The sequence below is a fragment of the Novosphingobium endophyticum genome (genome assembly GCF_014640675.1).
GTDB classification, from domain to species: Bacteria; Pseudomonadota; Alphaproteobacteria; order Sphingomonadales; family Sphingomonadaceae; genus Novosphingobium; species Novosphingobium endophyticum.
Genome location: NZ_BMHK01000060.1, coordinates 1 through 8660, shown reverse-complemented (window position 1 = coordinate 8660; position 8660 = coordinate 1). Strand labels below are relative to the sequence as shown.

Below are 8660 nucleotides of genomic sequence, written 5' to 3'. Positions count from 1 at the left end.
CTGCGAACCGCACGACCCGAAATCTCCATCAGACGCAAGCGCAAACGCTCAGGCTGGTCCAACGACTTCGCTCGATCCATCATCGGCCAAATGCGATAGCCCTGTCAAATCGTCAAAGGCCCCTTTTCAGCCCCGCCATAAGCCGCTAAGCGCGCAGTCCCTGCTGGGGCGTCGCCAAGTGGTAAGGCACCGGTTTTTGGTACCGGCATTCGCAGGTTCGAATCCTGCCGCCCCAGCCAGCATTTTGGGCCAAAATGACCAACAAGGTCTCAGACGGTCTCAAATAAATATAATGTTTTCAGTGGCTTATTTCGCATATATAATCCCAGACAGGAGCCATTCTGATCAGGCGGTTTCATGCGATTTGTTGGTCAATCTGTTGGTAAAAGCAACAGTCGAAGTCACGAAAACAGGCGGCACAGGTTCGAAGCCGAGACACGCTGTCCGGAGTCTCGTTGATGTTGACCGACCACTATCTGCAAACCCTCGTCGCCACCGATAAACCGATCAAGAAATCCGATGGCGGCGGTCTTCATATCTGCGCCGTGCCCTTGGGGCGCAAGCGCTGGCGCCTCGCCTATCGCTTCGACGGCAAGCAGAAGACGATCGACGGCGGCGAGTATCCTGCCGTCAGCCTCCACCGCGCGCGCGTCTGGCGCGAAGAAATGAAGGAGCTGATCGCAAAGCGCATCGATCCAATCGATCACAAGAAGGAAACCAAGTTCCAGGCCGTAGCCGAGAAGGTCACCTTTGCCATGCTCGCGCGCGAATGGATCGAGGCGCGCCGAGCCTCCTGGTCGCCGCGTTATGCACGCCTGATCGAAGGGAGGCTTGAGAATGATATCCTGCCGGTCATCGGCGACAAGCCGGTGCGCTCCATTCTACCACGCACCATGCTCGAAGCCCTGCGGGTCATCGAGGCACGCGGCTCTTACGAAATGGCCCACCGCATAAAGAACCATTGCAGCGAGATCTTCCGCTTCGGCATTCCTGATGGCCGGTGCGTGTCAGACCCTTGCCGTGACCTTTCGGCCGCCATGATCAAACCGGCGCCGGTCCGCCATCGCGCCAAGGTCGAGATCAAGGATCTGCCCGAATTCTACGCCCGTCTGAATGCGGACACAGGTTCGCAAATGAGCCTTCTCGCTTTGCGCTGGACCATCCTCACCATGGTTCGCACGCAAGAAACGCGCTTTGCCCAATGGACAGAGTTTGAGGGGCTCGGAACCGATGAACCGCTTTGGCGCATTCCAGCGGAGCGCATGAAGATGCGTTCGGAACATCTTGTGCCATTACCGCCTCAGGCGGTAGCGCTGCTGCGACAAATCCGCGACATCAATCCCTATGGCAAAGCGGGCAACGAACGGCTGGGCAAGTATCTGTTTCCGGTCGCGGGCTCGCGCTCCGACACGATCAGCGAAAACCGGATGCTGGACGTTATGTACCGGATGGGCCTGCGCGGAAAAGCTACCGTTCACGGGTTCCGGTCAGTTGCCAGCACAGTGCTCAATGAGTCCGGCCGCTTCATGCCGGACTGGATCGAAATGCAGTTGGCGCACATGCCGCGCGGCGTGCGAGGCGTATATAATTCGGCACGCTATCTCGATCATCGACGTAAGATGATGGTCTGGTGGGCAGAATTTCTCGACGCGGCCGAGGAGGCCGCCCCGGTTGTCCTTGAGGCCTTCAAGAGCCCTCAGCGCAAGCAAGAGAAGACCCTGGCATGGTTTCAGACCGCTTGGTAGCCGACCTGGCGCGCGCGGCTCCGCGTCCCTATCAGTGTGCTAGGGACGCGAGGCTGCTCCCGCCGACTAGTACGAACCCGCTGTCGCGGGAATGGCGCTTGGCCTGACGTTGTAGAGCTTCGGCTTATGTCGCGCATTGGTTGAGGCCTGGTGGCTGCGGGCGGACCATTGCGACTCCTTCAACACGAGGAGTCGAACGATGACCAACACAGCCCCTGCAGCCCCGGCCCGGACGCTGCGCCAGCGGATGATCGAGGACATGAACCTGCACCGCCTCTCGCGGGCGACACAGCGCAATTACCTGCGCGACGTATCGCGGTTTGCGACCTGGCTGGGACGGCCGCCGGACATGGCAACCGACGAGGATCTGCGTCGCTACCAGATCGAGCAGACCGAGACCGGCATTGGCGCACCGGCGATGAACACGGCGGTCTCGGCCTTGCGGTTCTTCTACACGCGAACGCTCGACCGGCCGGACCTGACCCGCAAGCTCCACCGGGTGAAGCATCCCCGCGCGTTGCCGACGGTGCTCAGTCGCGACGAGGTCACGCGGATGCTGGGTGCGACGACGAGCCTCAAGCACCAGGCTATCCTGTCGGTCGCGTATGAGGCTGGCCTTCGCGCTTCCGAGGTCAGCCACCTCAGGGTCCGCGACGTTGACAGCGACCGCATGCTGCTGCGGTCGAATGCGGCAAGGGCGGACGGCACCGCAATGCCATGCTCGCGCAGGATCTGCTCGTGCTTCTGCGCGAGTGGTGGAAGATCGGCCGCAAGCAGGGGGTGATGCATCCCGATGGCTGGCTGTTCCCCGGCCAGCATTACCTCAAGCCGGTCAGCACCCGGCACATCCATCGCATCGCCGCCGAAGCGGCCCATGCCGCGGGCATCACCAAGCGGGTCGGACCGCATACGCTGCGCCACAGCTTCGCCACGCACCTGCTGGAGGACGGCGTCGATGTGCGCATCATCCAGGTCCTCTTGGGACACGCCCAGCTCCAGACCACCACGCTCTATACCCGGGTGGCAACACGCACGGTCAAGGCCGTGGTCAGCCCCCTCGACCGGTTGGGGATGTTCCCCGCCTCGCAGGGATCGCCACCCGGCTGAGCCGGTGCCGACCGGCATCGAGGTCGCCGACATCTTCCGCGCTGCTGGACCTTCCTACCGGACAGCCCATGCCGGGCATCTGAGCCTGGCCCAGCTCAAGGTGATGACGGCGATCGAACACTGCCGCACCGCCGCGCTCGGTGGCCACGTCGAGGCCTGTACCGACTGCGGTCACTGGCGGATTGCCTACAACTCCTGCCGCAATCGGCATTGCCCCAAATGCCAGGGCGCGGCGGCGCGCACCTGGCTCGCCGAGCGCGAGGCCGATCTGCTGCCTGCTTTGGCGTGGCGGGCATCGACGCATATAGCTGGCAGTCCCTCAGCCTGGAGGGCGTGATAGAACCATACCGACAAAGGACCGGTCTCGAAGATGACCCGCTCCGGCTCTCGAGCATGCTTGCGGACCATCCGGGTGATGACCTCCGGGTCCGATGCGCACTTGCCTCGCCAGATCCGCTTGCCGTCACGCCGAACCGAGATCGCCGTGTCTTTCATCGATACGTCGAGGCCGATATATTCTCCCATGGCCGTTCTCCATCAGATGTTTGGGCCCGGCTTCCGTCGTGAGCCCGTACTTCCATCATATCGGGGAACAGCCACCGGTAAGCCGGCAGGCTTCGGGAATGCGCACCGCTATCGGCTCAAGCTGGGTTTCGCGATGCGGCGGCGCGGCGTTTGCGGCCATCGTGCTCTCCTTCATCTGTCTATTCCCCTTTTCCGGTATGGACGCGGTCAAGGCTGCGATCGGGCCTTGGCTCGGCCTGGGCGGTGCGGGCCGCGAGACGGCCCGCCGCCTTGACGAACTCGTCGTAGCGAAACCGTCCGAGGCGCTGCGTCTCGGGATCGAAGGTGGGCTGGTGCGCGGTGAGTGTGAGCTGGTGGCGCACGAACAGGCCGAGCGCTTCGGTGAGAAAATCGAGCTTCTCCTCCATGCGCTCGGCGCTGCGGCTCTGCCGGTCGAGCCGGACGGCAAAGCGGGCGTCGAGCTCATGGGCGGCGCGGCGCTCGAACCAGGCGGTGAGCGCATCGGTGAGGATCGCGGTCTTCGACGATCCGGGCTCAGCCGCCATGGCGCCCAGCCGGGCCGACAGGTCATCGGGAAGATAGAACTGATGGCGGGTCTTGCGCGTCTTCATGCCGGCAAGGATGCGGCATCCCGGTTTCGGGCAACAGACACTCGCTGGGGCAGCGAAGTACCTGCCCAGGGATGCTCAGCCGATTTCCGGACCCGAGCGGCCGCGGCCGAATCTCCAGCTGATGGTCCCGGCGCGCTCGATGCCCGAGACCTGGCGCCCGATCTGCCTTTCCAGCACCGGGCGCCAGGGCACGAGGGTAAACTCGCGCGACTTTTCGATGAGCGCGTACTTGCCGGTTCCCACCTGCACCGCCTTTCGGTAGGTTCCCTCGATGCGCCCGCCGCGGTGCTCGGCGTAATCGAGCCCGAGGTCTTGCGAGAGCTGGCCGGCCACCTGTCGCAGCTCGCGCTGGCGCAGCGAAGCCAGCATGTTCGGCTTGTAGCGGGCCGCGCCATCCTCGCCCCAGGCCAGCCCCTGCTCGATGAGCCATTGCCGGCGCTGGTTCAGCGCCTCGCGCACCCGGGCGCCAAAGCTGCCCTGCAGGCGCTCGGGCTTCGCGGCGACGCACTGCTCGTCGAGCCAGGTCACACCATTGTGGCGCACCATCTGTTCGAGCGGCCGGTCGGACAGGATGTCGACCTCGACGGGCCGCTTCGCCGCGCGGTCGCGCTCCCAGGCGAGCACGCGGTCGAGATGATCGGGCGCGATCTTCCAGCTTCCGTCGGGCGACCACTCGACTGCATCGCTTCCGCGCCGGATCGCTTCGAGGCGCCGCACATGCGCTTCGGCGAAGCGCTGGGTTGCGCTGGGATCGTACTTGAGGTGCCGATCGATGCTGTAGGTTCCCTGGTTGGCGGCGGCGACTTCGGCGATGATGCGGTCGGCATCGCGCAATTGGACGGGCGTCGCCGAGACGCGCACCATGGCATTGTCGCGCCCATGATCGAGCTGCGCGGCGCTCCCCAGATCGACGTAGTGCGTATGGCCATCGGTGGCCTCGAGGATCAAGTAGCGCCGGTCGTGGTGCTCGCCCGTCTGCCCGCGGACGAGCACGCGGCCGACGAGGGGCGCGGCTCTGGCCGGATCATGGATCACATAATCATGGGGGACGATATCGGGACGGGCGCGAAGCCGCTCGTCCATGGTGGCGATAATGTCGCCGCGCCGGCCCATGGCGCGCAGCGTGTCCTCAAGAGCGGGATCGAGCCGGTAGCGCCCCTTCGCCTCCTCGGCCGCCAGCCCCATGCGCGCCAGCGTGCCGAGCCGGCCTGCCCTGAGGCTCTGTTCGGTGGGATGGGCGTGCCAGGGCGAGGCAAGCCCGTTTTCGTCCAGCGAGCGCATCAGCCGCCGGTCGATCGCGGTGAAGCGTTCCTGCGCGATCTCGCGCTGGCCCGCCGCGATGATCTCGCGGGTCGTTCTTGGGCCGAGGTCGAGGTTGACCAGCTCGGCCGCGCGCATCGTAATGCCGCGGCTGATGTACTCGCGGGCGATCACGAGATTCTGATCCCTGTCGTCGATGCCCCTGAGCACAATATGCGTGTGCGGATGGCCGGTGTTGAAGTGATCGACCGCGACCCATTCGAGGCGGGTGCCAAGGTCCTGCTCGATCTGGTGCATCAGCCGCCGGGTGAGCGGTTTGAGGTCGCGGTATTCGGCGCCGTCCTCGGGCGCGACGATGAAGCGGAACTGGTGCCGGTCCTGTCCCCCGCGTTAAGAAACGCCTTGCCGTCGACCTCGTCGCGGTCGGCGCCGTAGAGCGCGCCGCATTCTCCCTCGCGCGTGGTGCCGTCGCGCTGCAGGTACTTGAGGTGCGCACGGGCCGCCTTCATCCCCTTGCCGGCGAGCTTCACGAAGCGCGCTTTCACCACCACCCGGCGCGCGCGGCTGCCGCTGAAGCGATCCGACGATCCGAGCACGCGGCCGATACCCGCGCCGCGCCCGATGCGGCTGCCGTCGAAGCGCCGGGCTCGGGCCGCCAACGATCGCTGCGTTCTGCCTGCCAGGTTCGCCGCCTTGCGCAGCTCATGGCGCAGCGGGCGGTCCTTGCCCGCATGGCCCAGCCAGATCTCGAAGTCGTCGTCCGCCATCGCCATCCTCGCGCCTAATGCCCATGATGAGGGGCGTAAGGCGCCGTGCTTCAAGGGCCTCCATGCCGGTCTCGCGCGAGCGGCACGCAAATCCCTCGGCTGGCGCGAACCCGGGTCTCGCGCATGGAGGCGCTTTGCCGGCCTGCCGAAGCTCGTGTCTCCACCCCAAACGACGTGCAGACGCCGCTTTGCGGGCCCTTTGGAGGGTCCGCCTTTAACTTGCCTTCCGGCCCTCTCTCCCGTCTTCCCCGTCCCGAGCTCTTCCCCTGTTTCCATCCGGCCTTTCTAGTGTTCGCTATATGTTCTACCCAAGACCCTTTCCGATTCGATGGAAGGGATGCACACATGGCTATCAGGATCGCGCCGCTGGACGGGGCCAGGCTGAAGCTTTCGGGCGATGTCGAGACCGTCATTGCGCTCTCGCCAGGGGCGCTTCGCGAGGGCTTTGCCATTGCGATTTCGGACGGGACGCTGGTGCGCGGCCGGTACGATTCTGTGCGCCAGGAATGCCGCTTCGCGGTAGCCATCGAGGGCGCCGGGATCGCCTCGATCGGGCGCTGCGCGCAGGGCGACAGGCTCGATCTGGCATGGCGGATCGAGTGGATCAGTCTCGCGGCGGGCAGCCATGCGCTATGCCCTGCGGATGATCCCGAGGGCGCGGGTCAGGCGCAATTGATGCTGGAAATCGGTGGCAGAACCGAGGGCAGAGAGGCCGCCTAGATGGCCGCTTCGAGCGCGGCGATGTGGCGTTCGCAGGCCTCCTTGACGACGGTCTGCAGCAGTTCGATGCGCTCACCGAGCCATTCGAGTTCCTCGGGCCGGATCCTGTACTGAGGCGAGTAGCGAGAGCCGACGTAGGCCTGGCGCAGCAGCTCGAAGCAGCGCTTTGCAAACCGGGTATCGCGCGGCCAGACGGCGATCAGCTCGTGCACCAGAGGCTCGGCCTGGCCGCGCAGGAAGTTCAGCCGGTGCGACTTGGGGGAGTACAAGCTCAGCGTTAGCAGAACGGTATGGTAGAGCCGTTCTGCGGCCTGATGATAGACGAAGGCGGCCTCGTTGAGATTGCCTTCGCTGATAGCAAGCCGTCCCATACTCAGGAAGGCATCGGCACTCGGATACCACTTCTCAAAGTAGGCCTTCGCCTCTTTCAGCGCTTCGGCAGGCGGCAATTCGCGGGGCTGCGCGAACTCCGTGCCATCGCTCTCGTAGAGCGCGATACCATCACGCGCGATATCGATGAAGAACGGCCGGCCGCGCTGCAATTGGTCGTTCACATCCTTGAGGCTGTGCACGATGAAGTTCACCGGCGCCGATATGCGCTTGGCGATGGTCACTTCGCGCAGCAGGTGCTCGTCGGCCTTTGCCCAGAATTCTAGCGTGTCGGTGAGCCGCTCGTCGCTGACCACGACAAGGATATCGTAGTCGGAAAAGTACCCCCCGACCGGATCGTCCACCCAGTCACCGCGTCCATGGCTGCCGTAGAGAATGATCTTGAGGATGCGGCCCTGCTTCTTCCATTTCTGCGTCGCAAGGCTCACCGCGTCCTCGAATTCGGCGAACAGGATCTGCACGATCCTTTCCAGATCGCGGCGCTTCTTGTCAGGCAGATGATCGAGGCTGGTCTTCATGGGCTGGCTCGACTGTGGGGCATAAGGGGCAAAGGGCGCAAGGAAAAGGCCGCACGCCCTCACCTTGCGCCCGCTTAAAACTCTGAAAGGTCACAATGGCCACCAGCGCCGCCACCATGGCTCGGATTCGCGCAGCGTGCGCGAAAGAATTCTGAGCGCTTCGGCGAATTCCGCCTGCACTTCATCGGTGCCGATCCCGTGCCGTTCGGCAAGCCCTGCCAAGTCGGTCTCCTCGAAGCGCAGGGCCCAGAAGATCGCGCGCTGCCGCTCGCTCATCCGCCGCAGGGCGCGCCGGCCCCGCCGACGGAACACACGGCGTGGAAGCCGGCCATTCATGGCCGGTCCTCCCCGAATGCGAGCAGGAAATCCGCGCCCTTGCTGGCGGCACTGGCCGCCCGAAAGATGGCTTTCTCGTCGGCGCGAAGCACGGCCAGCCACGCCCCAATGTAGTCGGAATGCCGCACTGTCGGCTCGATGCCGAGCGAAGCGCAGGCAAAGGCAGCCGTCATTTCGGCCACCAGTTCTTCCTTTGCATAGGCTGCCGAGCCGAACTTGCCCGACTGGTCGCGGCCGAGCCTGCCCTTGCCGCCGACCCAATGCCCGAGCTCATGAAGGGCCGTGCGAAACCAGTTCACCGGCTCGTGGAAAGCGGCCTGCGGCGGTACCTGTACATAATCCTGTGACGGCGAATAATAGGCCTCGCCCCCACCGATCCGGAAATCCGCGCCCGTCGCGGCGATAACCCGGTCTGCCTCGGCAATTGCCATGACCGGATCGGGCAGCGCTGGAATGCTGGTCAGCTCATCCGGAAGTCCCTCGCACTGATCCACATTGAACACGGTGAAGCGCTTCAGGAAGGCAATGGTCCGGGCCTCGCGATCTTCGCCGCGTGCCTTCTCGGCCTCATCCTTCGGCGTGAAGCGGTCGGCATAGCAGATGACCGTGCCTTTTTCGCCGCGCCGGACATGGCCGCCTGCCTTCTCGGCCTGCCTGTATGTCAGCCAGCGCTGCGAGGAA

Annotated in this window: 8 protein-coding genes, 1 tRNA gene and 4 pseudogenes; 6 read left to right on the top strand and 7 right to left on the bottom strand. The window is 64.6% G+C overall.

Going from position 1 to position 8660, the window contains the following annotated elements; genetic code table 11:
* Window positions 1–164: 164 nt before the first annotated feature.
* The 5 genes and pseudogenes from IEX32_RS19600 to IEX32_RS19585 form a co-directional block, all read left to right on the top strand.
* A tRNA-Gln gene (locus tag IEX32_RS19600) sits at window positions 165–239 on the top strand.
* A 219-nt stretch (window positions 240–458) separates the two neighbouring features.
* Window positions 459–656: pseudogene (locus tag IEX32_RS20800) on the top strand (Arm DNA-binding domain-containing protein); the annotation flags it as partial.
* A 99-nt stretch (window positions 657–755) separates the two neighbouring features.
* Window positions 756–1745, top strand: coding sequence for a tyrosine-type recombinase/integrase (locus IEX32_RS19595; protein WP_229736513.1), 990 nt, complete (start codon window positions 756–758; stop codon window positions 1743–1745).
* 199 nt (window positions 1746–1944) lie between these two features.
* Window positions 1945–2852: pseudogene (locus IEX32_RS19590) on the top strand (tyrosine-type recombinase/integrase).
* A 4-nt stretch (window positions 2853–2856) separates the two neighbouring features.
* Window positions 2857–3129 (top strand): annotated as a pseudogene (locus tag IEX32_RS19585) (transposase zinc-binding domain-containing protein); the annotation flags it as partial.
* Here the strand turns inward: IEX32_RS19585 and IEX32_RS19580 are convergent.
* The 4 genes and pseudogenes from IEX32_RS19580 to IEX32_RS21025 form a co-directional block, all read right to left on the bottom strand.
* Window positions 3122–3377, bottom strand: a pseudogene (locus IEX32_RS19580) (IS110 family transposase); the annotation flags it as partial. The pseudogenes IEX32_RS19585 and IEX32_RS19580 sit on opposite strands and share 8 nt — an antisense overlap.
* A 179-nt stretch (window positions 3378–3556) precedes the next feature.
* Window positions 3557–3988, bottom strand: coding sequence for a YlcI/YnfO family protein (locus IEX32_RS19575; protein ID WP_188773221.1), 432 nt, complete (start codon window positions 3986–3988; stop codon window positions 3557–3559).
* Window positions 3989–4063: 75 nt separating this feature from the next.
* Window positions 4064–5545, bottom strand: coding sequence for a DUF3363 domain-containing protein (locus tag IEX32_RS19570; protein WP_308421069.1), 1482 nt, complete (start codon window positions 5543–5545; stop codon window positions 4064–4066).
* Complete coding sequence (locus IEX32_RS21025; RefSeq protein WP_308421068.1) at window positions 5545–6015, bottom strand: hypothetical protein; 471 nt, start codon at window positions 6013–6015, stop codon at window positions 5545–5547. Before IEX32_RS21025 ends, IEX32_RS19570 begins: the two co-directional genes overlap by 1 nt.
* Before the next feature lie 345 nt (window positions 6016–6360).
* Here IEX32_RS21025 and IEX32_RS19565 point away from each other — a divergent pair, with 345 nt between their 5' ends.
* Complete coding sequence (locus tag IEX32_RS19565) at window positions 6361–6735, top strand: hypothetical protein (RefSeq protein WP_188773220.1); 375 nt, start codon at window positions 6361–6363, stop codon at window positions 6733–6735.
* Here IEX32_RS19565 and IEX32_RS19560 read toward each other — a convergent pair.
* From IEX32_RS19560 to IEX32_RS19550, 3 genes are all read right to left on the bottom strand, one after another.
* A complete protein-coding gene (locus IEX32_RS19560) occupies window positions 6732–7643 on the bottom strand; it encodes a nucleotidyltransferase and HEPN domain-containing protein (RefSeq protein WP_188773219.1) in 912 nt (303 codons plus the stop codon). The two genes, IEX32_RS19565 and IEX32_RS19560, sit on opposite strands and share 4 nt — an antisense overlap.
* 90 nt (window positions 7644–7733) lie before the next feature.
* Entirely contained in the window at window positions 7734–7979 is a 246-nt protein-coding gene (locus IEX32_RS19555) for an iron dicitrate transport regulator FecR (RefSeq protein WP_188773218.1), read from the bottom strand.
* Window positions 7976–8660, bottom strand: a 685-nt coding sequence (locus IEX32_RS19550) for an ArdC family protein (RefSeq protein ID WP_188773217.1), incomplete at its 5' end; no start/stop codon positions are given. The genes IEX32_RS19550 and IEX32_RS19555, both read right to left, overlap by 4 nt.